The following is a 26,854-nucleotide window of genomic DNA, read 5'->3' on the forward strand; positions in this document are numbered from 1 at the left end:
CGCGCCGGTAAAGCGCTTAACCGCCGCTCCGGCGCCTCGACACCTCCGACGAAGAAGGATCACCCGTGACCACACCCGCAGCCCCCCTCCGTGTCCTCGTCTGGGGCGAGAACCGCCACGAGCAGATCGAGGAGAAGGTCCGCGCGATCTACCCCGACGGCATGCACACCACGATCGCCGCCGGCATCACCGAGAACCTCGGCGAGCGCGCGACCGTCTCGACCACCACGCTCGACGAGCCCGAGCACGGCCTCACCGAGGAGGTCCTCGCCGGCACCGACGTGCTGGTCTGGTGGGGCCACATGGCGCACGACGCCGTCGCCGACGAGATCGTCGAGCGGGTGCAGCGCCACGTCCTCTCCGGCATGGGGCTCGTCGTCCTGCACTCCGGCCACTGGTCGAAGATCTTCGGCAAGCTGATGGGCACCACCTGCACGCTGCGCTGGCGCTCGGCCGAGGACCGCGAGATCGTCTGGACCGTCGACCCGACCCACCCCATCGCCCAGGGCGTGCCGCATCCGTTCACGATCCCGCAGCAGGAGATGTACGGCGAGTTCTTCGACGTCCCCGCGCCCGACGAGCTGGTCTTCCTCTCCACCTTCTCCGGCGGCGAGGTGTTCCGCTCCGGGATGACCTGGAAGCGCGGCCACGGCCGGATCTTCTTCTTCTCGCCCGGCGACCAGGACTTCCCCGTCTACCACCACCCGGACGTCCGCCGCGTGATCGCGAACGGCGTCGAGTGGGCGCGCTCCGACCGGCCCGAGCGCTCGCTCCCGGTGCTGCAGCGCTACGAGTCCGGCGAGTTCTTCGCCGGCGAGGACTACCGGGGAGCGCTCGTCCGATGACCGTCCGTCTCGTCCAGGTCGGAGCGGGCGCCATGGGGCGCGCGTGGATCCGCACCATCCGCGACCACCCCGACGCTGAGCTGGTCGGCCTCGTCGACCTCGACGTCGAGCTCGCCGAGCGGGCCGCCGAGGAGGAGGGGGTCGCCCCGATCGCGGTCGGCAGCTCCGTCGCCGAGGTCGCCGCGCGCTCCGGCGCCGACGCGGTCGTCAACGTGACCGTGCCGCGCGCGCACCTGCCGGTGAGCAGCGAGGCGCTCTTCGCCGGGCTGCCGGTGCTCTCGGAGAAGCCGATCGCGCCGACCATCGCCGAGTCGCTGATCCTCGCCGCGACGAGCGAGGTCGCCGGGCGGCTGCTGATGACGAGCCAGTCTCGGCGCTACTACCCCGCGATCGCCGCCTTCCGCGAGCAGGTCGCCGGGCTCGGGCAGCTGGGCACCGCGTCGGTCCTCTTCGCCAAGGCCCCGCACTTCGGCGGCTTCCGCGAGGAGATGCCGCACGTGCTGCTCGTCGACATGGCGATCCACGCGTTCGACGCGGCGCGCTACGTGCTCGACCGCGACCCGATCGCCGTCTACTGCGAGGAGTACAACCCGGGCTGGAGCTGGTACGCCGACGGCGCCGCGGCGAGCGCCGTCTTCGAGTTCGCCGACGGCGTCCGCTTCAGCTACACCGGCAGCTGGTGCGCCGACGGGCTCGAGACGTCCTGGAACGGCGACTGGCGCGTGAACGGCGCGGGCGGCACCGCGCACTGGGACGGCGACGGCGCCCCCTCCTGGCAGGCGCGCGAGTCGGACGAGGTGCGGACCGCGACGCTCGAGCCCGGCCCGCAGGAGATCGCGGGCTCGCTCGCCGAGTTCGTGCGCGTGCTCGGCTCCGGCGCCGTGCCCTCCGGCGAGGTGCACGCGAACGTGCGGAGCCTCGCGATGGTCGAGGCGGCGGTGCGCTCCTCCGAGACGGGCGCGCGCGTCCGGATCGACGACGTCCTGGAGGAGGGCTACGCCGAGGCGCTGGGCCTCGCGCGCGACGACCGCGTGCGCGCCGCCCTGGCCGGCTGGGGCTCGGCGGCGGCGGGCCTCGCGGCCCGCTGACCCCGCGGATCTCGAGACGACCGCTGCGCGGCCTCCTCGATCAGCAGGTACTCGCCAACGGACCCGCAACGGGGCTCGAGCCCCGAGCGGTCCCCGACGCGCGTCCAGTCGCGAGCGCCGACCCGTGCGAGTGGACGCGCATCGGGCGCTGCGCTTCGGTCGGACCCCGTCCCGCGTCCACTCGGCCATGCTGGTCGAGCAGCCGCGCAGGGGCGTATCGAGACCCACCGTCACCGACAGGGCGGGCCGCAGAGTCCTCACTGTCGAGGCGGGCGTCCCCCGGGCGTTCGCCCGCCGGACACCTGCGCGCGCCGCCGCGTTCACCTGCGGCGGCCAGCGTGGGCGGGTTCCTTCGAACCCGCTCAGGAGACCCGTGCCCCGTCACTTCGCCCCCCGCCGCACCGCCGGCGCCGCATTCACCCTCGTCCTCGCGAGCTGCACGCTCGGCGCCGCACTGCCCGCCGCCGCCGCCGGCGACTCCTTCTTCACTCGCATCGCGACGGTGCCGGCGTACCTCAACGCCGCCGACCCGGCCGTCGACTCCGCTGTCGCCGAGATCTCGAGCGCCTCCCCCGACGGCCGCCTGGTCTACTCCACCGACTCCGCGGGCCAGCGGATCAACGTCCTCGACATCAGCGACCCCGACGCGCCGAAGCCCCTCGGCGGCGTCGGCGTCGGCGGCGAGCCCACCTCGGTCTACGCGACCGGCGAGTACGTCCTCGCGGTCGTCGACACCTCCGACGGCGACTTCGCGAACCCCTCCGGCCACGTCAGCGTGCTGCACGCGAGCGACCTCGCCCCGGTCGCGACGATCGAGCTCGGCGGCCAGCCCGACTCCATCGACGTCACCACCGCCGGCGACCTCGCCGTCATCGCGATCGAGAACCAGCGCGACGAGGAGTTCACCCCCGAGGGCGCCGAGGAGGGCGACCTCCCGCAGGCCCCCGCGGGGGAGCTCGTCGTGATGGACCTCACCGCCGACCCGTCCGCCTGGGTCGCCGAGCACATCGCGCTCACCGGCCTCGCGGGCCTCGACACCCCGAGCGACCCGGAGCCCGAGTACGTCTCGATCAACCCGGCCGACACCGCCGTCGCGGTGACCCTGCAGGAGAACAACGCCGTCGCGATCCTCGACCTGGCGACCCGCACCGTCACCGCGTCCTACTCGGCCGGCACCGCCTCCGTCTCCGGGATCGACACCCTCGACGACGACCGCATCGCGCTGACCGACTCGATCACCGACGTCCCGCGCGAGCCCGACGCGATCGGCTGGGTCGGCGACGACCACGTCGCCATCGCGAACGAGGGCGACTGGAAGGGCGGCACCCGCGGCTGGTCGATCCTCGACGCGGCCTCCGGCTCCGTGGTCTGGGACGCCGGCAGCACCTTCGACCACCTCGCCGTCAGCCTCGGGCTCTACCCCGACAAGCGCTCCGACGCGAAGGGCTCCGAGCCCGAGGGCCTGCTCTCGGCGACCTTCGACGGCGTGCCGTACGTCTTCGTCGGCGCCGAGCGCGCCAACTTCGTCGCGGTCTACGACGTCTCCGACCCGACCGCGCCGCGCCTCGTGCAGGCGCTGCCGTCCACGCCCGGCCCGGAGGGGCTGCTCGCCCTGCCCGAGCGCGACCTGCTGGTCGTCTCGAGCGAGACCGACGACGCCGAGGCGGCGGTGCGCGCGAGCGTGCAGCTCTACGCGCTCGGCGCCTCCGCCCCCGCCTTCCCGACCATCGCGTCGGCCGACGTCGACGGCTCGCCGCTGCCGTGGGGCGCGCTCTCCGGCCTCTCCGGCGACTCGGCCGCCGCGGATCGGCTCTACGCCGTGAGCGACAGCGCGTACGCGCCGAGCACGGTCTACTCGGTCGACACGTCGGTCGTGCCGGCGCTGGTCGACGCCTCGCTGACGGTCACCGAGGCGGGTGAGCCTGCCGCGCTCGATCTGGAGGGCATCGCCGCGCGCGAGGACGGCGGCTTCTGGGCCGTGACCGAGGGCGCGACCGGGCCCGAGAACGCGCTCCTGCGCCTGGACGCCTCCGCCGCCGTGCTCGAGCGCATCGCGCTCCCGGCCGAGCTGGGCGACGCGCTCGGCTCGCAGGGCTTCGAGGGCGTCACCGTCGAGGCGGGCGCCGACGGCGAGATCGTCTGGACCGCGCTGCAGCGCGAGGCGTCGATCGACGCCGACGGGATCGTGCGGCTCGGCCGCTACGACGTCGCGGCCGGCAGCTGGAGCTTCTTCGGCTACCCGCTGGAGGCGCCGTCCGGTGCCGAGGGCGACTGGAACGGCCTCTCCGAGATCACGCTGACGCCTGCCGGGACCCTCGCGGTCATCGAGCGCGACAAGCGCAACGGTCCGGACGCGGCGCTGAAGGCCGTGTACACGGTGCCGCTGCCGACGGGGCCGGGCGCCGCGCTCGGCGAGGAGCTCCCCGTGCTGGAGAAGACGCTCGCCGTCGACGTGCTGCCCGCGCTCGAGGCCGGCAACGGCTGGACGCAGGAGAAGCTCGAGGGCCTGGGCGTCACCGGCGCCGGCGAGGTCTTCGCTGTCACCGACAACGACGGCGTCGACGACGCGAACGGCGAGACGGTGCTGGCGTCGCTCGGCTCCGCGGTGGACGTGTTCGGAGCGGCGGTGACGCCGACCCCGGTGCCGACGACCGAGCCGACCGCGGTGCCCACCGCCGTGCCCACTGCCGTGCCGACGGCTGAGCCGACCGTTGCGCCCACCGCACAGCCCACCGCCGGACCCACGGCCGAGCCCACCACCGCGCCGACCGCGCAGCCGATCGTCGCGCCGACGCACCCGGCCGGTGCCGTGCCGCCGCGGACGGGCGCGGGCTCCGGCTCGCTCGCCTCCACCGGCGTCGAGACCGGCTGGCTCTCGGCCGCCGCGCTGTCCCTCCTCGCCGGTGGAGCCCTCGTGCTCGGCCTCGCCCGGAGGCGCCGCACCGCGCGCTGACCCCCCAGGATCTCGAGACGTCCGCTCCGCGGCCTCCTCGATCAGCAGGACTCTTCTGCTGGTCGAGCAGGCCGCGGCACGCGGCCCCACATGCTGGTCGAGCAGGCCGCGGCACGCGGCCCCACATGCTGGTCGAGCAGCCGCGGTACGCGGCGTATCGAGACCCGCCGTCCTCAGCAGGATGGTTCTGCAGACTCCTCTGTCGACGCGGGTGGATCTCGATACGGCGGCTGCGCGGCCTACTCGATCAGCAGGAGTACTCCAACGGACCCGCGACGGGCCCTGTGCATCGAGCGGGCCCCCGTACGCGTCCACTCGCCGATGCTCGCTCGCGCGAGCGGACGCGCATCGGGCGATGCGCTCCCGCCGGGCCCCGTTCCAGGTCCACTCGCCCGCCCCTGCCTGCTGGTCGAGCAGCCGCGGGACGCGGCGTATCGAGACCCGCCCGTCCGGGCACGAGGATCTCGATGCACCAGCTGCTGGGCCTACTCGATCAGCACGAGTTCGCCGACCAACCTGCAACGGGCCCAGAAGATCGAGCAGGCCCCCCCACACGTCCACTCGAGGGCGCCGACTCGCGCGAGTGGACCTCCTTCTTGCTGGTCGAGTAGCCGCGGGACGCGGCGTATCGAGACCCACCGTTCTCAGCAGGGCGGGCCGGCAGACTCCCCCTGCTGTCGCCGGTGGATCTCGATACGCCCGCCCCGCGGGCTACTCGATCAGCGAAGTGGGAGGCCCGCGAGACGGCCGGAACCCCCGGCACGCGGAAACACCTCCGGCTCGTCGAATCCGTGGATTCCGACGAGCCGGAGGTCGTTCCGCGAGCCGGAGGTGCGGACCGGGGGGTCAGCTGCCGGAGGGGGCGTCCGACTCCTCGGGGGTGGCGGTGTCGCTCGGGGCGTCGGGAGCGTCCCCGGCGGCGGGGCCGGTGCCGGGGCGCGCGGGACCGGCAGGGGGGCCTCGGCGGCCGGCGGCGCGGGCGGGGTCGGCGCGGAGCCGTCGGCCGGGGGCGTCGGGAGCTCGCGTCGCCCGCGGGCGCGGCCGGGGGTCGGCGGCGTCACGGCGTCGCCGTCCGCGGGCGCCGCGGGGGGGTCGGGAGCACTCCGTCGGCGGGCGGGGTCGCGGTCGCGCCGTCCGCGGGCGCGGTCGGAGGCGTGGGCGCCTCGCCGTCGGCAGGGGCGGCGGGCGGGGTCGGCATCTCGCCGTCGGCGGGAGCAGCCGGAGGCGTGGGCGCCTCGCCGTCAGCGGGGGCAGCCTGCGGGTCGGGGTCTCGCCGTCAGCGGGGGCCGCGGGAGGGGTCGGCGCCTCGCCATCAGCGGGTGCCGCCGGCGGGGTCGGCATCGAGCCGTCCGCGGGAGGCGTGGGCGCCTCGCCGTCAGCAGGAGCAGCCGGAGGCGTGGGCGCCTCGCCGTCAGCAGGAGCCGCGGGAGGCGTCGGAGCCTCGCCGTCGGCGGGCGCAGCCGGCGGGTCGGCATCGCGCCGTCCGCACCGGGCGCCGGAGGCTTCGGCAGTCCGGCGCCCGCGGGTCCGCAGGCGGCCGGGCCGGTCGAGGCCGGGCCGGTGAGGGTCGGCGCGTCGCTGGAGTCAGGGGTCGGCGTCGCACTGGCCGTCGCGACCGGCGTGGTCTCGATCGTGCTCGTCGGGCCGGAGGTGGGAGCCGAGTCGGCGAAGGCGGCGGTCGAGCCGATCGCGGCGAAGCCGAGGGCGCCGGCGGCGATGCAGAGCGCGATCGCGCGGGTCCGGGGGCGGCGCGGGCCGAAGCCCGAGCCCTGGGTTCCGGGGGTGCGGCTGTCGGGGGTCTTGCTCATGGGAGTCTCCTCGGTCCGGCCCGGTGCCGTTCCCGTTCGGGAGCGGTTGCGGCCGGTTCCATTTCAGATTCCGAGCCGAATCTGAAGCGGTCCTTAAGAACAGAGGCTCCCCAGCGGAGTGGCGGTCGACGCCGATCCGCGCCCCCTACGGTCGGAGCATGCTCCCCTCCGCCCGCGTGCTCCTCGTCGAGGACGACGACGCCATCCGCTCCTCCGTCGAGGCCGCCCTCCGCGGCGAGCGCTACACCGTGCGCGCCCTGCCGACCGGCGAGGACCTCGCCCGCGAGCTCGCCGACTTCGCGCCCGACCTGGTCGTGCTCGACTGGATGCTGCCCGGCCCGAGCGGCATCGTGCTCGCCGAGCGGATCCGGCGCACCAGCGACGCGGCCGTGATCATGCTGACCGCGCGCGACGCCGTCGACGACCGGCTCCGCGGCTTCGACGAGGGCGTCGACGACTACGTGGTCAAGCCGTTCGTCCTCGCCGAGCTGGTCGCCCGGGTCACCGCGGTGCTCCGCCGGCGCGGCCGCGTCCCCTCGATCATCGAGATCGGCGACCTGGTCGTCGACCCCGACGCCGGCCGCGCCCGCCGCGGCGGCGAGCCCCTCGACCTCACCGCCACCGAGTTCCGCCTCCTGGCGTTCCTCGCGGGCAGCCGCGGCCGCACGCTGACCAAGACGCAGATCCTCACCCAGGTCTGGGGCTACGACCACGTCGACCCGAACCTCGTCGAGGTGCACCTCAGCTCGCTCCGCAAGAAGATGGAGGCGCACGGCGACCGCCTCATCCACACCGTCCGCGGCCTCGGCTACCGGGTGGAGGCATGAGCGTCCCGGCAGGCACGGCCGCCGCGGGCACCACCCCTGCAGGCACTGCCGCCGCGCGCCCGGCCACCGCCCCGCTGCGCACCGGCTCCCTCCGCCTGCGCACGGTGCTCGCCGTGCTCGCGCTGCTCGCGGTGCTGCTGCTGGCGCTGTCCGCGACGGTGCAGGTCGTGCTCGGCGAGCGCCTCCGCGATCAGATCGAGGAGCGCCTCGCCGATCGCGCCTCCGCGGCCGCCGCCCTGGTCGGCACGATCGCCGACGACGAGCTGGCCTCGCGGCTCTCGGCGCAGGGCGTCGCGGTGCGGATCCAGAGCCCCGACGGCGAGGAGGTCGTCGCCGGCCCGACCCCCGAGCAGCTGCGTCAGGGGCCGGGAGCGGCGGACCAGCTGGGCGAGCCGCCGAGCCCGCCCGGGAGCACCAGTGCCGCCGTGCCCACGCCCCGCGACGCCACCGTCACCGTCACCGTCGCCTCGAGCAGCGTCTCCGGCGACGACGGGCTGATCACCCTGCAGTCCGTCCTCAGCGACGGCACCGTCCTGACGCTCAGCAGCGAGGCGGGCTCGGTGGGCTCGACCCTCGCGTCGCTGAACGGGATCCTGCTCGGCGCCTCGGCCGTGTTCCTCCTGCTCGCCGCCGGCGCCCTCGTCCTGGTGGTCCGCGCGACACTCCGCCCGCTCGAGCGGATGACGACCGTCGCCCGCTCGATCGCGCACGGCGACCGCGGCCGGCGCCTGCGCCCCTCGCGGCCGGGCACCGAGCTCGGCCGCACGGCCACGGCGTTCGACGAGATGCTCGACGACCTCGAGCAGGCCGAGCAGTCGGCCCTGGCCGCCGAGCGCCGGATGCGCGCCTTCGTCTCGGACGCGGCGCACGAGCTGCGCACCCCGGTCGCCGGCATCCAGGCGGCGGCCGACGCCCTGGTCCGCGCCGACGGCACCGAGGAGGAGCGCGAACGGCTGTCGGTGCACGTGGTCCGCGAATCGCTGCGCGCCGGTCGGCTCATCCAGGACATGCTGCTGATGGCGCGGCTCGACGAGGGGCTCGCCCTCGACGCCCGGCCGCTGGACGCCGGCGCGGTGGCGGCCGCCGCGATCGAGCGGCAGCTGCTGCGCGACTCCGGCCCCGGCTCCGGCCCCGAGATCGTCCTGCAGCGCGACCCCGCGGCGCCGCCCGTGCACGCCGACGCCGACCGACTCGGCCAGATCGTCGGCAACCTGCTCGAGAACGCCGCCCGCTTCGCCCGCTCCCGGATCGACGTCACGCTCGCGCACGCCGACGGCCGGGTCACCGTGACGGTCGACGACGACGGCCCCGGCGTCCCCGAGGCCGACCGCGACCGCGTCTTCGACCGGCTCGTCCGCCTCGACGACGCCCGCAACCGCGCGGACGGCGGCTCGGGCCTCGGCCTGCCCATCGCCCGCGGCCTCGCGCGCGCCCTCGGCGGCGACCTGGTCTGCCTCCCCGGGGCCGCCGGAGCGCGCTTCCGCGTGATCCTGCCCGCCGGCTGAGAAGGACCACCCTGCGGCGTGGGATCCCCCTGCGGCGTGGGACCCCCATGCTGATCGAGTAGCCCGCGAAGCGGGCGTATCGAGATCCCCCACCGCCAGAACAAGAGCCGGCAGACCGGCTCCGCTGCCGACGGCGGGTCTCGATACGCCCCTGCGGGGCTACTCGACCAGCACGACGGGGAGCCGCGCGTGAGAACCTGCACAGCACATCCGGCGAATGCGCAAGTACGTGTTCAGGGGACGACTCTCGCGCGACGATGGGCGGGATGGACACGATCGACGAGCGCAGCGCCTGGGCGCGGACCGTCGTCGAGCGCGACTTCGGCGTGTGCCTGGTCGACTTCGTGCCGATCATCGGCGGCCTCGATCACGGCGCTCAGGTCTGGTTCGCGACCGACGACACCGGTGCCCCGTGGAGCGTGAAGGCCTCCCGCCGCGACGGCCGCTTCGGCCTCGCCCTCGCAGCCGCCCTCGGCGACGCGCGGGCGCCCGGCATCGCCGCGCCCACCCGCGCCCGCGACGGCCGCCCCTGGACCGAGGACTCCGGCCTCCTCGTCTCGCTCGCCCCGTGGATCGTCGGCGACGACGCGGTCGACTCCGGCGAGGACGCACTGCCCTGGGAGGAGTTCGGCGCTGTCCTGCGCGGAGTCCACGACTCCGCTCCGCCCACCGCCACCGTCCCGCCGCGCCGGGGCATCCGCCGCGCGCCGCGCCCGCCCGCCGCACTGCTCGCCGAGGTCGACGAGCACCTGACCCCCGAGCTCCGCGAACGCCTGCAGGCCCTCGTCGGCGCCGAGCGGCGCCTGAAGCGCTCGCGCACGCCGACCGCGCGCGTCCCCGTGCACGGCGACCCGCACCCCGGCAACGTGGTGATCGACGAGCACGGCAGCCCCTGGCTGATCGACTTCGACGAGGCCACGGTCGCCCCGCGCGAGGTCGATCTGCTCTTGGTCGAGCTGGGGGTGATCTTCGCCCGCCCGATCACCGACGCCCAGCGCCGCGCCTTCCGCGCCGGCTACGGCGAGACCCTGATCGACGACGAGCGGATCGCCCGCTTCGGCTGCGTCCGCGCGGTCGAGGACGTCGCGACCACCGTCCTCCGCTCGCTCGCTCCGGCCCGGGACGACGCCGAGGAGGAGGAGCGGCGACTGCTCCTCGAGGGCCAGCTCGGCCCGCACGGCCTGGTCTCGCTCGTCGAGACCGCCCTCGACCGGCTCGGTCAGCCGGCCGCCTAGGCCCACCCACCGCGCCAGCACCAGCACCGCCACCAGCACCCCCTGCACACAGCACCCACAGAAGAAGGACCCGCCCCTCATGCGCAGACGACTCCTCCCCCTCGCCGCCCTCGCGGCCTCCACCCTCGCCCTCACCGCCTGCAGCGGCTTCGGCGGCGGCGGCGGCTCCTCGGCCGACGGCGACTCGATCACCTTCACCACCTGGGCCAGCGAGTCGGAGCAGGCGGCCTTCGAGTCGCTGATCACCGACTTCGAGGCCGCGAACGACGGCGCGAGCGTCGAGCTCAACGTCGTCCCCTACGACCAGATGTTCAGCAACATCGACGCGCAGCTGAGCTCGGGCGAGGCACCCGACGTCTTCCGCGTCGACTACGGCAACCTCGGCGTCTACTCCAGCCAGGGCCAGCTGCTCGACCTCACCGACCGCATCGACGAGTTCGACTCCTTCACCCCCGCGTTCCAGGAGGCCGTGTCGTTCGAGGGCACCCCCTACGGCGTCCCGCACCAGACCGACGTCTCGGCCCTGCTGGTCAACACCGAGCTGCTCGCCGCCGCCGGCGTCACCGACATCCCCACCACGGCCGCCGACGCCTGGACCTGGGAGGAGTTCGCCGACGTCTCCGCGAAGCTGCGCGCCTCGCTCCCCGCCGAGCAGTACCCGTTCGCCGCCAACTGGCAGCTCGGCGGCACCCCGCGCTGGCTGAGCTGGCTGTTCGAGGCCGACGGCGCCCTGCTCGAGGAGGACGGCACCACGCCCGCGGTCGACTCCGAGGCCGGCGCCAAGGCTCTCGACTTCACCAAGAGCTTCTTCGAGAACGACTGGGTCCCGCCGACCAGCTCGGTCAAGTCCGCCACCTACGCCGACTCCTTCTTCACCGAGCAGAGCGTCGCGATGTCCTTCGTCGGCTCGTTCCTCGTGCCGGACGTCGACAATCTCGCCGACTTCGAGTGGACCGCCACCCCGATGCCCGTCGACGCCCGCGGCGCGACCGACCTCGGCGGCAACGCCCTCGTGGCCACCGCCGAGACCGACAACCCCGACCTGGCGGCCGAGTTCCTCTCCTTCATGACCGAGGCCGAGAACATGGCCGAGTTCTGCGCCGCCACCAACGAGCTGCCGACCCGCACCGACATCGACCCCGCCTCGATCGACTTCGCGGTCCGCGCCGACGTGATGCCCGTCTTCGTCGAGCAGGCCGCCACGATCACCCCGCGCGACGTGCAGCAGCTCACCTCCCCGTTCCTCGCGCAGATCTCGGTCGCGATGCAGGACCAGCTCGAGGAGGCGTTCGTCGGCGGCCGCAGCACCGAGGAGACGCTGACCGGCCTGAGCGACGCGATCGCGCAGGCCACGAGCTGATGACCGCCGTCCCCCTCCGCGGGTCGCCGCCGCGCCGGCGCCGCACCGCCCGCACCCGCGAGGCGCTCGCGGGCCTCGGCTTCGTCGGCCCGAACCTGCTGCTGATGGCGCTGTTCCTGTTCGTGCCGATCCTCTGGGCGATCCAGCTGTCGTTCCAGGAGTCGCGCGGATTCGGCACCCCGGAGTGGGTCGGCCTCGCCAACTACGCGCGGATGGGCGCGGACCCGGTGTTCTGGCAGAGCCTCGGCAACACGCTGGTCTTCACCGCGGTGACGGTCCCGCTGGAGCTGCTCGGCGGGCTCGGGCTGGCGGTGCTGCTCAACTCGGTGCTGCCGGCCCGCGGGATCTTCCGCACGATCATCGTGCTGCCGCTGGTCATCTCCGGAGTCGCCTCCGGCATGATCGCGGTCACGATCTTCAGCGAGTCCTCCGGCATCGTCAACAAGGTCCTCTCCTCGCTCGGGGCCTCGCCGGTCTCCTGGCAGTCCGACGGCACCGCCGCGATGATCTCGGTGATGCTCACCGCGGTCTGGCTTCGGATCGGCTTCAACATGGTCATCTACATCGCCGGCCTCCAGGGCGTCTCGCCCGAGCTCTACGAGGCGGCGCGGATCGACGGCGCCACCCGCTGGCAGCAGTTCCGCTCGCTGACGGTGCCGCTGGTCGGCCCGTCGACGTTCTTCCTGCTGATCATGAACGTGATCGCCTCGTTCCAGGTCTTCGACATCGTCTTCGTGATGACCGGCGGCGGGCCCGGCTTCTCCACCTCCGTGCTCGGCACCTACGCCTACCGCAACGGCTTCCAGGTGCGCGAGCAGGGCTACGGCGCCGCGCTCGGAGTCGTCATCCTGCTCGTCTCCCTCGCCTTCACCTACCTGCAGTGGCGAACGAGTCGCACCCGCGACCTCGTCGAATAGGAGCCTCCCGTGACGTCCTCCACCCTCACCACGCCCGCCGCCGTCGCGGCCGCGACCGTCCGCGAGGCGCCGAAGCGCCGCCGCTCCACCCGCGACGGCTCCCGCGCCGGGCTCGTCCTGCGCATCGTCGTCGCCGTGCTCGCCTCGGCGATCGTCTTCTTCCCGCTCTACTGGATGCTCGTCATCGCGTTCTCGCCGCGCGGCGAGGTCTTCTCGCCCGGCCCGCCGCGGTTCTGGCCGAGCGAGATCTCGCTGGAGAACTTCGCGACCGTCTTCGCCCGCTTCCCGGTCGGCGAGTGGTTCGTCAACTCCGTCGTCATCGGCGCCTTCGTCACCGCCTTCACGGTCGTGCTCAACCTGCTGGCGGGCTGGGGCTTCGCGCGACTGCGCTTCCCGGGCCGCAACCTGCTCTTCCTGCTGGCGCTCGCGACGATGATGATCCCGGTGCAGGCGATCATGGTCGCCCAGTTCAAGCTCGTCACCGGGCTGCAGATCTACGGCACCTACTGGTCGGTGATCCTGCCCGGAGCGGCGGCCGCGTTCGGCATCTTCCTCGCCCGGCAGTTCTTCCTCTCCATCCCGGAGGAGCTGATCGAGGCCGCGCGGATCGACGGGGCCGGCCACCTGCGCGTGTTCCTGCAGATCGTCCTGCCGCTGAGCAAGCCACTGATCGCGGTGCTCATCCTGCTGACGCTGCTGGGCAGCTGGAACGACTTCGCCTGGCCGCTGATCGCGCTGAAGGACAACGAGCTGTTCACGCTGCCGATCGGCCTGCTCTACCTCAAGGGCCAGTCGACGCCGGACTACTCCGCGAGCATGGCGCTCGCGCTGGTGTCGGTGCTGCCGATGGTGCTGCTGTTCCTCGCCTTCCAGCGCTACTTCGTCCAGGGCTTCGCCCGCAGCGGCATCCGCTGAGGCGCGCGCCCCGGCCTAGTCTGAGAGCGTGAACGTCCGCGAGCTGCTCGGCCACCCCGAGCTGCAGCTCACCCTCGTCGGCGGCGACGACGTCCAGCTCGCCCGCGCGATCTCGGGCACGTACACGATCGACCTTCCGGATCCCGGCCGCTTCCTCTCCCCCGGCGACGTCGTCCTGACCAGCGCGCTCTGGACCTCGGGCCGGGAGAGCGTCGAGCGGTTCGTCGGCGGCGTCGCCGACCGCGGGGTCGTCGCCATCGTCGTCGGCCTGATCGCCGTCGGCTCGCTGCCGGCGGGCATGCTCGAGGTCTGCCGCCGGCACGGCGTCGCCCTGCTGACGGTCGCCCCGGACGTGTCGTTCAAGACCATCGCGCAGACGGTCGCCGGAGTGATCGCGCAGGCCGACCTGCCGACGCTCGGCCGCGAGGCCCGGTTCGCGCGGCGCCTGCTCGCCGACCCCGCCTCGGGCGAGGGCGTGCAGGTCGCGCTGCGAGCCTTCTTCGAGGAGTTCGCGCACGGCAGCTGGGCCGTCGACCGGGCCGGCACGCTGGTCGCCTCGGCCGGCGGGCTGCCCACGGCCGCCGACTACGGCGCCGCCTGGGAGGCGTCGCTCGCCTCCCCCGACAGCCGCTGGGAGGTCACCGAGCACGGCCGCTCGCTCTCCCGCCGCGCCCTCTTCTCCGCCGCCGGCGAGCGGCTCGGGGTGCTCGTCGTCACCGGCGATCAGCGGGGCTGGTCGGACGAGACCGCGGACGGCGTCGAGCTGCTCGCCGGCGCGGTCGCCGGCCGGCTCGACCTCGCCCGCCAGCGCGAGCGCGCGTCGGCCGTGCCGCTGCTCGACCTGCTCCGGGCGCTCCTGCACGACGAGCTGCCCGAGTCCGAGACCGCCGTCCGGCTGCGGATGCTCGGGGCGCGCCTCGGGGCGCCGCTCCGGGTGGTGGTCGCGCGCTCCGACGACACGTCCCTGCCTCCGGAGGCGCTGCTGCTGCCGCTGCGCGCGGCCGCCGAACGCGAGCACGCGCTGGCTCTGGGCGCGGTGCTCGACGGCGCCGCGGTGCTGCTGCTCGGCGACCCCGCGGAGGGCACGGCCTCCCCCGGGCCCGCGCTGCGCTCGGCCGTGGAGGCGGCTCCGTGGCTGCTGCACGAGCGCCGGATCGCGATCGGCGTGGGCGACGCGTCGCGCACCGTGTCCCAGCTCGGCGTCTCGCTGCTCGCCGCGCGCGAGCGCGCACGCGGTGCCGCCTCGGACGAGGCCGTCTCGATCGTCGAGCACACGGTCCCCGTCTCCAGCGACGCCCTGCTCGAGCTGGTCGCCCCGCGCACCCGCGCGGCGTTCGCGCTCGCCGTCCTCGGGCCGCTCGTCCGCTACGACGACGAGCACCGCAGCGACATGGTCGAGACCCTCCGCGTCTTCCTCGAGAGCGGCGGCTCCTGGCGCCAGGCCGCCGACCGCCTGCACCTGCATGCGAGCACCCTCCGCTACCGGATGCAGCGGATCGAGGCGCTGACCGGCCGCGACCTCTCCGCCATGGCCGACCGCGTCGATCTGCACCTGGCGCTGCGCTTCCTCTAGCTCCGACGCGCCCTCACGACGAGGCTGCCCGATCTGCGCCATTTCCTTCTTCTCACGCCTGAGTGCCTCAACTGCGCCACCGATGCGCGAGACCGGGTCCGGCGGTGCGATCGTCTCCGAGCTTCACTCGTCATTCCGATCGACACCGCCTAGGAGTTCTCATGACCCCCCGCCGCCTCGACCCTCAGGGACCCCGCCGGTCCCTCGGCACACCGCTCACCCTCGCCGCCTCTCTCACGCTGAGCGCCTGCCTGCTCGGCTCCACCGCCCTCGTGGCGCAGGCCGACGAGATCACCGCTCCCGTCTCCGCCGGCTCGGCCGTGCAGGACGCCGCACCGACGCCCGGCGTGCAGGACGCCGCCGACGTGCAGTCCGCTGCAGCGCCCGCGACCACCACCGGGGACGACGCCCCCGCGCCGGTCGCGCGCGACACCGCCCCGGCGCCCGCCCCCCGCGCCTCCACCACCGCGGACACCCCGCAGGCGCCCGCTCCGACCGCGACCACCACCGCGGAGACACCGGCCTCCGCCGCTCAGGCGCCGACCGCGCCCGCGACCGAGGCGCCCGCGACCGAGGCGCCCACGATCGAGGACGCGCCGGCCGCCGAGATTGCCGCCGCGACGGAGACGCCGGTCTCGACTCCCCAGCAGCAGCCCACTCCGCCCGCGTCCGCCGCCACGACGGACGGCGTGACCGCGACCGTGCGGGGAGCGCTCGACCTCAAGCCCGGCGAGAAGCCCCGGGTCGGCACGCCGGTGACGTGGATCGTCACCCTCCACAACAGCACCCCGGACGCCGTCGACGTCCTCGGCGCCCTCCTCCACCTCGGACCCGGCGAGAGCGCCGAGGTCGAGGACGACCTCCCGCCGACCACGCTCACCCAGGCCGACCTCGACGCCGGCCACGTCAGCTACCGGAGCCGCTACGACATCGTCGCGCCCGGCGGACACTCGATCCTCCGCGTCGACGGCGACCTCCGCCTCCCCGCGAGCACACCGACCCCTCCGCCGTCGCAGCCCGCGACCCCGACCACGACGCCCACCGCCCCCGCTGCCCCCGCCACCCCCGCCGTCACGACGGACGGCGTGACCGCCACCGTGCGGGGAGCGCTCGACCTCAAGCCCGGCGAGAAGCCGACGGTCGGCACGCCGGTGACGTGGACGATCACCCTCCACAACGACACCCCCGACATCGTCAAGGTCCTCAAGGCCCTCGTCCGCATCGGACCCGGAGAGAGCGCCGAGGTCGAGGACGACCTCCCGCCGACGAGGCTCACCCAGGCCGACCTCGACGCCGGCGTCGTCACGTACCGGAGCAGATTCGACGTCGGAGCGGACGGCGCCCAGCAGATCGTCCGCGCGCACGGAGAACTGACCCTCCCGAAGGCCGCACCGGCTCCAGCTGCCGACCGCGTGACCGCGTCGGTACGGGCGGTTCCCGACCTGGAGCCCGGTGAGCAGGTGACGGTCGGCACCGTCGTGAGGTGGATCGTCACCTTCCACCACTCCGCGCCCGACACCGTCAGGATCGGCGGAACCACCCTCGTGCTGACTCCCGGCCGCAGCGGCTACGTCGAGGACACCACCCAGCAGACGACCGTCACCCAGGCCGATCTGGACGCCGGCATCGTCCGCTACTCGAGCGAGTTCGGCATCGACGGGGAGGAAGGGTCGTACACGATCGCTGCGATCGGCGAGATGCGCCTCCGCGACGCCGACGGCCCCGCCGTCGCCCTCACCCCGGGCGAGCTCCCGGTCGTCACGACGGGCGGCACGGAGACGACCGCGACGTCGGGCACGACGGCCGGCACCGAGACGACCGCGACGACGAGCACGACCGCCGGCACGGCGACGACCGCGGGAGCCCCTGCGACCGCCGCACCCGGTTCGACCGCCGCCGGCGAGAGCGTCGCGGACGGAACGGGCTCCCTGCAGAACGCCGTCGACGCCTCGGCGCACGCCCGCGCAGGCGTCGGCTCGAACTCGACCCCGGCCGCTGCCGACGCGGCGTCCGGCGGCACGAGCGCGAAGAGCTCGGGCACGAAGACGGCCTCCGCGGCCCGTCTCGCCCAGACCGGCGTCGACACGGCGTCCGCGCTGCCGGCCGCCGGGATCCTCGGTCTGCTCGGCGCGCTCGGCGTGCTCGTCGGCGCCCGTCGCCGCCGGAACCGCACCGCCGACTGACCCGTCGACGGACCGCGGCAGCGACGGAGGGCGCGGGGCTTCACGCCCCGCGCCCTCTTCGTCGTCCGGCCGTCAGCTCGCGGCGACCGCGATCTCGTTCGGCGTGACCTCCAGCTCGGCCGTCGAGACGACCTCGCCGGTGGTCAGGTCCAGCGCGTGGACGCTGTTCGCCGCGGGGTCGGTGACGTAGGCGATCCCACCGGCGACCGTGATGGCGGGGTGCGGGTCCTGCCACTCGACCGGGCTCTCCCAGGCGTCGACGACGGGGTACGAGTCGCTGATCGCGCCGGTCTCCGGGTCGATCACGTGGACCGCTCCGTCGGAGCCGATCAGGTAGGCGAGGTCCTCCGGGCCGCGGGCGACGCCGCGGAAGGTGTACTCGACGCCCTCGGGCAGGTCGACGACGTCGAGGGTCTTCGCCTCGGTGTCGATCAGCGCGAGGCGGTGCAGGAGGTAGCCCTCGGCGTCCTGGTCGTCCTTGTAGTCGCCGACGACGATCGGGCTGGTCTCGCTGACCCAGGCGTTGCCCATCCGGCCGTAGGGCTGGTCGGGCGCCTCGAGCTTGGTGATCTCGCCGCCGTCGTAGACGAGGGCGCCGTTCTCGCAGCCGAAGACCACGACCTCGTTCTCGGCCGTGCCCTCGCCGTGCACGCCGGGGCACTGGTCGTTCGTGGCGACCACGGCACCGGAGGCGTCGCGCACCTCGATGCCGGTGCGGCCGTCGGCGTTCCCGACGGTCGTCAGGAAGGTGCCGTCCTCGAGGACGATCGAGACGCCGTGGTGCGCCTCGACGCCCGGGATGGTCTCGACCTCGGGCGCCCCCTCGGCGGCGGCGAGGTCGGCGGTCTCGATGACGGTCGTGTCGCTGGTGCCGTCGGCGTAGAGGATCGTCTTGCCGCCGTGACGGACGACGTGGCCGGGGGTGTCGGCGGCGAAGACGACGTCGGTGAGCTCGGGCTCGCCGTCGGTGCCGGCCGCGGTGTCGAGGAGCTGGAAGCCCTCGCTCATGGTGACCATGACGTGGCGGCCGTCGCCGGCCGGGTTCAGCCGGGTGAACTCCTCGGAGTCCAGGTCGGCCACGGTCTCGAGGGTCTCGCCGTCGAGGACGAGGACGCCGCCCTCGTAGGCGACGGCGACGCGGCCGGCCGAGGACGTGGCGGCGGTCGGGATGGCATCGGCGGTCGAGTCGGCCGCGGGGGCGCTGCTCGACGAGCAGGCCGCGAGGGTCGCGATCGTGCCGAGGGCGAGCAGGCCGAGGCCGGCTCGGCGGAAGGGGGTGCTTGGCATGGCGGTGTGGTTCTCCTGATGCTGGTCGTGGGCTCTCACGGTGAGAGCCCGGTGGCGATGCGCTGCGTGTTCACGCGCATCATGCTGAGGTAGTCGGGAGCGCCGCCCTCGGGCCCCGTGAGGGACTCGGTGAACAGCTCGACCACCTCGACGCGGATGTCGGCCTCGCTCGCGAGCGCCTGGACCAGGCGGTCGGGAGACGAGGACTCCGCGAAGATCGTGGGGACGCCGGTGGTCTCGACCGCGTCGACGAGGTCGGCGAGGTCGGAGGCGGACGGCGCGGCGAGGGTGGTGCCGCCGGGGATGACCGCGCCGACGACGTCGAAGTCGAAGCGGTCGGCGAGGTAGCCGAAGACGTGGTGGTTGGTGACGAGGGCGCGGCGCTCCTCCGGGATCGCGGCGAAGGCCGCCGTCATCTCGGCGTCGAGCGCTTCCAGCTCGGCGCGGTACTCGGCGGCGCTGCGCTCGAGGGCCGCGGGATCGGCGCCGTCGAGGCCGGCCAGCGCGGGAGCGAGCGCGTCGACGACGTCGATCATGCGCGCCGGGTCGGTCCAGAAGTGCGAGTCCGGGCTGCCCTCGGCGTCGCCCTCGCGGTAGTCGAGCACCTCGATCGCGTCGCCGGCCACGAAGGCCGGCACGTCCTCGGCGGCCGCGGCGTCGAGGTGCTGCTGCAGCCCCTCCTCGAGGCCCAGGCCGTTGGAGACGACGAGGTCGGCCGAGCGCAGCCGCGCCGCCTGCTGTGCGGAGATCTCGAAGGAGTGCGGATCGGCGTTCGGCTTCATCAGCGTCACGACCTCGGCCTCCTCGCCGACCAGCCGCTCGACGACGTCGCCGAGGATGTTGGTCGAGACGATCACCAGCGGGCGGTCGTCCGCGCCGGCCGAGCAGCCGGTGAGCGCGAGCAGCGCGACGGCGGCCGCGGCGAGCGTCGCGCGGCGGCGGAGCGGGCGGCGCCGGGGGCGTCGCATGCTCACCGGCCCGTCTCGGCGGTGAACGCCGGCTCGCTCGCCGTCTCGAAGCTGCGCGCGAGGCGGGCTCCGTCGGCGTAGTCGATCTCGTGCAGGCGCCGCTCGGCGGGCGCGCTGAGGTAGGCGCGCTGCTGGTCGGCGACGAGGGTCGGGGCGAGGCCCGCGGCGAGCGACTCGGCGGCGAGGGGCTCGGTCTGCGCGAGCAGCGCGCCGTCCGCGCCGTCGAGCACGAGCACCCGGCCGTCCTGCGCCAGTGCGAGCACGTGGTCGTCCTCGTCGTCGACGGCGGTCACCTGCACCAGTGGCGCGGGAGCGGGGAGCAGCGACCACGAGCGGGCGCGGGTGTCGAGCAGCCAGATCCCGTCGCTGCCGGCGAGCCCGGCGACGGTCGGGCGGCCCTCGCGGTTCGCGAAGCTCGTGGTGGCTGGCGCGATCGCGCCGGCCGGGTAGGGGATCCGCTCGACGACGAGCTCCTCGCCGTCGACCGAGGCGAGCAGCGCGCCGTCCGCGCAGCCGATCACCGCGCCGACCCGGGTGGTGATCGTCCCCGCCGGCTGCGGGCACTCCTCACGGAGGCCGGTGGGCTCGCCGTCGGCCGTGTAGCCGGCGACCGAGGCCGACTCCGCCGCACCCTGGGTGACGAGCGCGAAGGAGCCGACCGGGACGACCATCCCGGGCCCCGGCTCGCCGTCGAGGCGGAACGACTCGACGATCCCGCCCTTCGACAGCGCCTCGGTGTCGAGCAGCACCGCCTCGCCCGAGTCGGGGAAGTGCACCCCGGTGCCGCCGGTGGTCGAGAGGTTGGTGGTGGCGACGACGGCCTCGCCCGCGCCCGCGACGGTGCCGAGCAGAGTCGGCTCGGCGCGGTAGTAGTGGAAGTGGTCGACGTGATCCCAGGTCCAGACGCCGCTGTCGACGATCTCGACGCCGGCGGCGGTCTGCGCGAAGAGGTAGCGGCCGTCGGTCGTCAGCGCCGAGGGCGCGCCGATCGTGCCGAGCTCGGCGACGCTCTCGTCGAGCAGGTCCAGGTGCGAGACGGCCCCCGCCGGATCGATCCAGGTGAGTCCGAGGGCGGGCTCGGCGAGCTCCGCGGCTCCGGAGATCGCGCCGTGGCCCTCGCCGGTCTCGTCGTCCGCGGTCGGGGCGGCGGGATCGGCGGAGCAGGCCGCGAGGGCGAGGGCGCCCAGGAGGAGCGCCGGGGCGATGCGCGAGGAGCGAGTGGAGCGGGAGAGCACGGGGTCCTTTCGGAGGGGGACGAGCGGGGCGGAGGAGGTGGCGGTCAGGCGGGGACGGCGGCACCGGCCCGGCGCGGATGACGCGCGGCCGTCGCCGCCCGCAGCGCCCAGGACAGTCCCGAGACGGCGAGGGCGGTGGCGGCGACCGAGGCGCCCGCGGCGGTCGCCGCGTACCAGGACACGAGCAGCCCGACGAGCACGGAGAGCACGCCGAGCACGGCGGCGAGCGCCATCCGGGTCGGGATCCGCGTCGTCCAGTGCCCGGCGGCCACCGCCGGCGCGAGGAGCAGCCCGACGACCAGGAGCGAGCCGACGGCCTGGTACGAGGCGACGACCGCGAGCGTCACCAGCCCGACCAGCGCGGCCTGGGCCGAGCGCGGCCCGAGCCCGAGGACGGCGGCGATCCGGTGGTCGAGTGCGAGCGCCACCAGCGAGCGGTGGAAGACCGCCGCGACCGCGAGCCCGACGCCGGCGGCGATCGCCAGCAGCACCAGGTCGAGGGGCGCGATGGCGAGGATGTCGCCGAACAGGATCGAGGTCGCGTCGGTGGCGAAGCTGCCCGAGTGGCTGATGATGATCACGCCGAGCGCGAGCATCGAGACGAAGAGCATGCCGATGCTGGTGTCGTAGGACAGCCGGCCCCGGCGCTGCAGCGCGGCGATGCCGAGGCTCATCGCGACGGCGCTCACCGCCCCGCCGACCAGCACGGGCGCGCCGAGCACGGTCGCCAGCGCGACGCCGGGGAGCATGCCGTGGGCGAGCGCCTCGCCGAGGAAGGCCATGCCCCGGATCACGACCCAGGTCCCGACGACGCCGCACAGGACGGCGACGAGAGCGCCGCCGACGAGGGCGCGCTGGAGGAAGTCGAGCGCGAACGGCTCGAGGATCCCGGAGAGGAGGGCAGGCATGGTGCCCGACCGTAACGGATAATGAGAACGATTATCAAACTGGTACGCTCGGGATCGTGTCCATCAGCCAGCAGCCCTCCCCCCGCGTCGCCCTCCGCGGGATCGGCGTCGACTTCGGCGGTCGGACCGCACTGGACGGCGTCGATCTCGACCTGCCGCTGGGCTCGCTGTCCGTCGTCGCCGGCCCGAACGGGGCGGGCAAGTCGACGCTGCTGGAGGTGATCGCCGGGACGCGGCAGCCCACTCGGGGCGAGCGCTCGGTCTCCCCCGCGATCGCCTTCGTCCCCCAGCGCACCGCCGTCTCCGACCGCCTGCCCGTGACCGTCCGCGACGTCGTGACGGTCGGCGTCTGGGGTCGCACCGGCCGCTGGCGCCGCGTCGGCGCGGAGCTGCGCGCGGTGGTCGCCGCGGCGATGGAGCGCCTCGAGATCTCCGCGCTCGCGGGCGAGGCGTTCGCCGTGCTGTCCGGCGGGCAGCGGCAGCGGACGCTGCTCGCGCAGGGGCTGGCGCGCGGCGCCGATCTGCTCCTCCTGGACGAGCCGACGACCGGACTCGATGCGGCGAGCGCCGAGCGCATCCGCGAGATCCTGCGCGCCGAGGCGGAGCGCGGCGTCACGGTGGTCTGCGTCTCGCACGACCCGGCCGTGATCGCTCTCGCCGACCGCGTCGTGCCGCTGGCCGACGGCCGCCTGCAGAGCGAGGGCGCCCTCGCCCACTGAGGCGGCTTCGGGAACGGCGGGTCTCGATACGCCCCTCCGGGGCTCCTCGACCAGCACGGGACGCGCCCCTCGGGGACTGCTCGACCAGCATGGACGACGCCCCTGCGGGGCTGCTCGACCGGCATGACGCGCGATCCATGCACGTCTGCTTGGATGAGCAGATGACGGGGAGGCGCAGATGACCGAGGATCTCGAGCCCGCCGCCGAGCTGTTCAAGGTGCTCTCCTCCTCCTCGCGGCTGCGCCTGCTGCGCGCGCTGGCGACGGAGCGGTCGACCGTCGGGCACCTCGCCGAGACCACCGGGCTCTCGCAGCCCCTCGTCTCGCAGCACCTGCGCACCCTGCGCTCCGCCGGCCTGGTCGCCGTCGAGCGGATCGGGCGCGAGGCGCACTACTCCGTCGCCGACACGCACGTCAGTCACATCGTCGACGACGCGGTCCGGCACGCCCTCGAGGGGTGACCGCGGCCACAGCCCTCGAGGACGGCCCCCTGCCTCAGCCCTGGCGGGCCTTGAACCGCGGGGTGAGCTTGTTGATGACGAAGACCCGGCCGCGGCGGCGCACCACCTGCGACCCCGGCATCGACTTCATGGACTTCAGCGAGTTGCGGACCTTCACGAGTGCTCCTTCTAATTGATAACGATTATCGTTTAGAGTAGCTCGTCATGGAGACTCCGAGCCCGATCCACCGCCCGCCCGTCCTCGCCGTCACGCTGGTGAGCGCGACCGACGCCTGCGAGAGCGCCCGGATCGCCCGGCTGCTGACCGGCGGCGTCACCGCCGTCGAGTGCTTCGCCGTCGACCTGCCGGACTCGGACAGCGCCGAGTTCGCGGCGGAGCTGGCCGCCGAGCTCGCCCGGCAGGCCGACGACGGCGAGAGCGGGATCACCGTCCTGTCGATCGACCCGGTCGCCGACCCGATGGAGGTCGCCCTCGTCCTCGAGCACCTCTGCAGCCGGCGGCACCCCGGCGACACCCGGATCGGCGTCCTCGACGTCGTCGCCGTCACCTCGGTCGACGAGGTGACCCGGGTGCTGCTCGGCGAGGGTGCCGAGGACCTCGGGCCCCAGCAGTGGGACCGCGCCGAGCGACTCGCGACGCGCCTCGAGTTCGCGGGCCTCATCGTCCTGACCGACGGCGACGGCGCCGGAGCCTCGCCCGCCGTCGACCTGCTGCGGGCGCTCTCACCGGGAGCGGAGATCCTCACCGAGCGCGACCTCGACCGCTACCGGCAGCGGCGCGCCGTCCTCACCCCGCAGCGCGCGCACCGTCTGGCCTCGGACCTGGGCTGGCAGCGGGTTCTCCGCGGCGTCCCCGGCGACGCGGGATCGGTGACCGCGTTCGTCTTCCGCGATCCGCTGCCGTTCCACCCCGGCCGCCTGAACGCGGCGGTCGCCACGGACTTCGTCCCGCACCGGGTCGGCCGGATCCTCCGCTCGCGCGGCCTGGTCCGGCTCGCCAGCCGCGCCGACCGCGTCGCGTCCTGGTCGATCGCCGGCGACGTCGTCAGCCTCGACCCGACGTCGATCCGGAGCTGGAGCGTCGACGCCCCCGTCGGCCAGGAGATCGCCTTCCTCGGCCGCGATCTCGATGTCGACGAGCTGACCCGCGTCCTGCACGGCTGCCTGCTCACGCCCCGCGAGCTCCTCGCCGGCCCGGACCTCTGGCGCACCCTCGCCGATCCGTTCCCCCGCTGGGAGGACGAGCACCAGCACTGAGCGGCCGGAGCGCGCCAGCGCGACTGGACGCGGAACGGGCTTTGCCACCGCAGCAGACCCCGGCACGCGTCCACTCGAAGAGCTGCGAGCGCGCGACCGGACCCCGACGGGGCGCCACAGCTGAGTCAGGCCCCGGTCCTCGTCCACTCGTGCAGCTCCGCCCGAAGGTCAGCCCGCGTACGCGTCGATCCGCCCGAGCAGCTCCGCCTTCGCCGCGTCGGACGCCCACGAGCCGAGCACCGAGTTGCGGGCGAGCTGCACCAGCTCGTCGCGGGTGAAGCCCGCATCGGCGAGCGCCGCGTAGTTGTCGGCGATGTAGCCGCCGAAGTAGGCCGGGTCGTCCGAGTTGACCGTCACCCGCACGCCGCGCTCGAGCAGCGCGCGCATCTCGGGCGCCTTCGAGTCGCTCGAGACGAAGGAGTTCGACAGCGGGCAGCAGGTCAGCGCGAGGCCGCGCTCGACGAGCACGTCGATCAGCTCGGGCGCCTCGACGATGTTCGTGCCGTGGTCGATCCGGTCCACGCCGATCTCCTCGAGCACCTGGCGCAGGTGCTCGACGCCGTTGGGCTGGTCGACGTCGCAGTGCATCGTCAGGCGCAGGCCGGCCTCGCGGGCCCGCGCGAAGACCTCGCGGAACTTGGCCGGCGGGTTGCCGCGCTCGTCCGAGTCCAGGCCCACGCCGATCAGCCGGTCAGCGAACGGCAGCGCGCGCTCCAGCGTCTCCGCCGCACTCTCGGCCGACAGGTCGCGGAGGAAGCAGAGGATCAGCGCGGCGTCGACGCCCAGCTGCGCGGCGTCCTGCGCGGCGCGGTGGTAGCCGCCGATCACCGCCTCGAACGGCACGCCGCGCGAGGTGTGCGCCTGCGGATCGAAGAACGCCTCGACGCGGACGACCCCGTCCGCCGCGGCCCGCCGGAAGTACGCCGTCGCGAGGTCGTAGAAGTCCTGCTCCTCGCGCAGCACGTCCATCGCCGGGTAGTAGACGGCGAGGAACGAGGCGAGCGAGTCGAAGTCGTAGGCGAGCGCCTCGGGCACGGGCAGGCCGTTGCGCTCGGCGAGCCGCACGCGCAGCTCGGGCTCGAGCGTCCCCTCCAGGTGCACGTGCAGCTCGACCTTGGGCAGACCGAGGAGGAAGGAGTCGGAGGTCACGGGAGCCTTTCGTCGGTGCCGGCGGTGGTGCGGGCGGTGGGGAGCGGAGAGCAGGTTCAGGGACGCGCCGCGATGAAGTCCAGCGCCACGAGCGGCCCCGGCAGCACCGCGCCGATGACGGTGCGGGCCGGCGGATCGACGGCGAACCGCGCCCCGTAGACCGCGGAGGCGGCGGCGAAGTCGCGCTCGAAGTCGCTGAGGATCATCGTGATCCGCACCACGTCGCCGAGCCCGAGGCCGAACTCCGTGGCGAGCAGCCGCTCGATGTTGTCGAGGGCCGCGGCGGTCTGCGCGGTGATCCCCTCCGGGACCGTGCCCTCCGGCACCGAGCCGTCGCCCGGTGCGAACGGCCCGATCGCCGAGCCGTAGACGACGCCGTGCGCCTCGACGGCGTGGCTGTACGCGCCGCGGGGAGCGCCGAGCGCCTCCGCGGTCACGAAGCGGCGGGTCGCGGTGGCGGTCATCGCGGCAGCTCCCCGGAGACGACGCGGCCGCGCGAGACGACGGCGACGATGTTCTCGGCGCGCAGGTCGTCGATGCTCTCCCACGGGCGGCCTCGGAGCACGACGAAGTCGGCGCCGAAGCCCGGAGCGAGGCGGCCGACCTTCGCACCGAGTCCGACGACGGCCGCGGCGTCCGAGGTGGCCGCGACGAGCGCCCGCTCGGACGTCCAGCCGAACGACTCGCGCATCCGCCGCACCTCGTCGAGCTGCTCGCCCCAGTCGACGTAGACGCCGTTCGCGTCGGTGCCGAGCACGAAGCGCACCCCGGCCTCGCCCGCGGCGAGGAAGCCCGCGTCGCGCACGGCGACCACGTCCTGCGCCTTGAGCGACGCCTCCGGCGACGACGGCGCCCGGCCGGCCGCGATCACGTCGTTGATGAAGAGGGTCGGCGCGACGGGCAGGTTCCGCTCGACGAGCGTGGCCCAGTGCTGCGGGCCGATCGCGGTGCCGTGCTCGATCGAGTCGACGCCGAGCGCGAGCGCGCGGTCGAGGCCGACGACGGAGTGGGTGTGCGCCGCGACCGGCATCCCGAGCGCGTGCGCCTCGTCGATGGTGGCGGCGATCTCCTCGTCGGTCTGGTTCCGCCAGCCGACCTTGTCGCCCATCGAGAGCACGCCGCCGCTGGTGTAGATCTTGATGCCGTCCGCGCCGGCCCGCGCCCAGGTGCGCACCAGGCGGCGGCACTCGTCGGGGCTGTCGGCGACGCGGTCGCGGTGCGGGTAGTGCGGCGGCACGAAGAGGTCGCCGTGGCCGGCGGTCATGCCGACGGCGCCGTGGGTGACGATCCGCGGACCCTCCGCGATGCCCTGCTCGAACATCCGCGCCACGGTCATCTGCAGCTCGTCGGCACCGAGGTCGCGCAGCGTGGTGACGCCCGCGCGAGCCGCCTTCCGCGCATTGTTCGCGATGTGGAAGACGCGCTCCTCGCGCGGGGTGACCAGCGGCCAGGAGGCGAAGTCGGCCGTGCCCTCGCCGGAGTAGGCGCCGAGGTGCACATGGGTGTCGACGAGGCCGGGGATTATCGAGAGCCCGCCGCCGTCGCCCGCCGCCCCCTCGACGGAGGCGATCGCGTCGCCGCTCCAGGCCAGGGTCGCCGTGCCGAGGGCGCGGGTGCCGTCCCAGACGGCGCCGGTGATGCTCGTGGTGGTGCTCATGTCCG

Annotated in this window: 22 protein-coding genes; 14 read left to right on the forward strand and 8 right to left on the reverse strand. The window is 74.3% G+C overall.

Annotation, left to right across the window (positions count from 1 at the left end; translation table 11 throughout):
- The first annotated feature begins 65 nt into the window (after window positions 1–65).
- From GTU73_RS18295 to GTU73_RS18345, 11 genes are all read left to right on the forward strand, one after another.
- Window positions 66–845: a ThuA domain-containing protein gene (locus GTU73_RS18295; RefSeq protein ID WP_160091037.1), complete on the forward strand. Its 780-nt coding sequence runs from the start codon at window positions 66–68 to the stop codon at window positions 843–845.
- Window positions 842–1,933 carry a Gfo/Idh/MocA family oxidoreductase gene (locus GTU73_RS18300; protein ID WP_160091038.1) on the forward strand — a complete coding sequence of 364 codons (1,092 nt, stop codon included), beginning with the start codon at window positions 842–844 and terminating at the stop codon, window positions 1,931–1,933. The genes GTU73_RS18295 and GTU73_RS18300 overlap by 4 nt, the downstream gene beginning before the upstream one ends.
- Window positions 1,934–2,306: 373 nt before the next feature.
- Window positions 2,307–4,886 carry an esterase-like activity of phytase family protein gene (locus GTU73_RS18305; protein WP_244231695.1) on the forward strand — a complete coding sequence of 860 codons (2,580 nt, stop codon included), beginning with the start codon at window positions 2,307–2,309 and terminating at the stop codon, window positions 4,884–4,886.
- A 1,966-nt stretch (window positions 4,887–6,852) separates the two neighbouring features.
- Entirely contained in the window at window positions 6,853–7,521 is a 669-nt protein-coding gene (locus tag GTU73_RS18310) for a response regulator transcription factor (protein ID WP_123446969.1), read from the forward strand.
- Window positions 7,518–9,026, forward strand: a complete 1,509-nt coding sequence (locus GTU73_RS18315) for a HAMP domain-containing sensor histidine kinase (RefSeq protein ID WP_160091040.1) — start codon at window positions 7,518–7,520, stop codon at window positions 9,024–9,026. The genes GTU73_RS18310 and GTU73_RS18315 overlap by 4 nt, the downstream gene beginning before the upstream one ends.
- 266 nt (window positions 9,027–9,292) lie before the next feature.
- Entirely contained in the window at window positions 9,293–10,261 is a 969-nt protein-coding gene (locus GTU73_RS18320) for an aminoglycoside phosphotransferase family protein (protein ID WP_160091041.1), read from the forward strand.
- A gap of 79 nt (window positions 10,262–10,340) precedes the next feature.
- Window positions 10,341–11,621: a sugar ABC transporter substrate-binding protein gene (locus GTU73_RS18325; RefSeq protein ID WP_160091042.1), complete on the forward strand. Its 1,281-nt coding sequence runs from the start codon at window positions 10,341–10,343 to the stop codon at window positions 11,619–11,621.
- Window positions 11,621–12,538 (forward strand): sugar ABC transporter permease, encoded by a 918-nt coding sequence (locus GTU73_RS18330; protein WP_160091043.1) that lies wholly within the window; start codon window positions 11,621–11,623, stop codon window positions 12,536–12,538. Before GTU73_RS18325 ends, GTU73_RS18330 begins: the two co-directional genes overlap by 1 nt.
- Before the next feature lie 9 nt (window positions 12,539–12,547).
- A complete protein-coding gene (locus GTU73_RS18335) occupies window positions 12,548–13,453 on the forward strand; it encodes a carbohydrate ABC transporter permease (protein WP_244231696.1) in 906 nt (301 codons plus the stop codon).
- A 28-nt stretch (window positions 13,454–13,481) separates the two neighbouring features.
- Window positions 13,482–15,026: a PucR family transcriptional regulator gene (locus tag GTU73_RS18340; protein ID WP_160091044.1), complete on the forward strand. Its 1,545-nt coding sequence runs from the start codon at window positions 13,482–13,484 to the stop codon at window positions 15,024–15,026.
- 161 nt (window positions 15,027–15,187) lie between these two features.
- Window positions 15,188–17,209 carry an LPXTG cell wall anchor domain-containing protein gene (locus tag GTU73_RS18345; protein WP_160091045.1) on the forward strand — a complete coding sequence of 674 codons (2,022 nt, stop codon included), beginning with the start codon at window positions 15,188–15,190 and terminating at the stop codon, window positions 17,207–17,209.
- Between the two features lie 72 nt (window positions 17,210–17,281).
- On the opposite strand, the gene aztD is transcribed toward GTU73_RS18345, so the two are convergent.
- Genes aztD through aztB form a run of 4 tightly spaced genes read right to left on the reverse strand, consistent with a single transcriptional unit; the run spans window position 17,282 to window position 21,607 of the window.
- Complete coding sequence (aztD, locus tag GTU73_RS18350; protein ID WP_208543704.1) at window positions 17,282–18,496, reverse strand: zinc metallochaperone AztD; 1,215 nt, start codon at window positions 18,494–18,496, stop codon at window positions 17,282–17,284.
- Window positions 18,497–18,531: 35 nt separating this feature from the next.
- Entirely contained in the window at window positions 18,532–19,464 is a 933-nt protein-coding gene (gene aztC / locus GTU73_RS18355) for a zinc ABC transporter substrate-binding protein AztC (protein ID WP_160091480.1), read from the reverse strand.
- A 2-nt stretch (window positions 19,465–19,466) separates the two neighbouring features.
- Window positions 19,467–20,699, reverse strand: a complete 1,233-nt coding sequence (locus tag GTU73_RS18360) for an ABC transporter (protein ID WP_208543705.1) — start codon at window positions 20,697–20,699, stop codon at window positions 19,467–19,469.
- A 44-nt stretch (window positions 20,700–20,743) separates the two neighbouring features.
- Window positions 20,744–21,607 carry a zinc ABC transporter permease AztB gene (gene aztB / locus GTU73_RS18365; protein ID WP_160091046.1) on the reverse strand — a complete coding sequence of 288 codons (864 nt, stop codon included), beginning with the start codon at window positions 21,605–21,607 and terminating at the stop codon, window positions 20,744–20,746.
- A gap of 56 nt (window positions 21,608–21,663) precedes the next feature.
- Here aztB and aztA point away from each other — a divergent pair, with 56 nt between their 5' ends.
- Window positions 21,664–22,326, forward strand: a complete 663-nt coding sequence (gene aztA, locus GTU73_RS18370; protein ID WP_160091047.1) for a zinc ABC transporter ATP-binding protein AztA — start codon at window positions 21,664–21,666, stop codon at window positions 22,324–22,326.
- 178 nt (window positions 22,327–22,504) lie between these two features.
- Window positions 22,505–22,786, forward strand: coding sequence for a metalloregulator ArsR/SmtB family transcription factor (locus GTU73_RS18375; protein ID WP_160091048.1), 282 nt, complete (start codon window positions 22,505–22,507; stop codon window positions 22,784–22,786).
- 34 nt (window positions 22,787–22,820) lie between these two features.
- Here the strand turns inward: GTU73_RS18375 and ykgO are convergent, their stop codons facing one another.
- Complete coding sequence (gene ykgO / locus GTU73_RS18380; RefSeq protein WP_160091049.1) at window positions 22,821–22,943, reverse strand: type B 50S ribosomal protein L36; 123 nt, start codon at window positions 22,941–22,943, stop codon at window positions 22,821–22,823.
- Window positions 22,944–22,990: 47 nt separating this feature from the next.
- Between ykgO and GTU73_RS18385 the strand changes: the two genes are divergently transcribed.
- A complete protein-coding gene (locus tag GTU73_RS18385; protein ID WP_160091050.1) occupies window positions 22,991–24,043 on the forward strand; it encodes a GTP-binding protein in 1,053 nt (350 codons plus the stop codon).
- Window positions 24,044–24,211: 168 nt separating this feature from the next.
- Here GTU73_RS18385 and add read toward each other — a convergent pair whose 3' ends face one another.
- Genes add through GTU73_RS18400 form a run of 3 tightly spaced genes read right to left on the reverse strand, consistent with a single transcriptional unit; the run spans window position 24,212 to window position 26,849 of the window.
- Window positions 24,212–25,192, reverse strand: a complete 981-nt coding sequence (add, locus tag GTU73_RS18390) for an adenosine deaminase (RefSeq protein WP_160091051.1) — start codon at window positions 25,190–25,192, stop codon at window positions 24,212–24,214.
- Window positions 25,193–25,248: 56 nt separating this feature from the next.
- A complete protein-coding gene (locus tag GTU73_RS18395) occupies window positions 25,249–25,656 on the reverse strand; it encodes a RidA family protein (RefSeq protein WP_160091052.1) in 408 nt (135 codons plus the stop codon).
- The gene (locus GTU73_RS18400) at window positions 25,653–26,849 is read right to left on the reverse strand and encodes an amidohydrolase family protein (RefSeq protein ID WP_160091053.1); all 1,197 of its coding nucleotides are present in this window, start codon (window positions 26,847–26,849) and stop codon (window positions 25,653–25,655) included. The genes GTU73_RS18395 and GTU73_RS18400 overlap by 4 nt, the downstream gene beginning before the upstream one ends.
- Between the last annotated feature and the right edge of the window lie 5 nt (window positions 26,850–26,854).

This window comes from Rathayibacter sp. VKM Ac-2804 (assembly GCF_009866655.1).
Taxonomy (GTDB): Bacteria; Actinomycetota; Actinomycetes; order Actinomycetales; family Microbacteriaceae; genus Rathayibacter.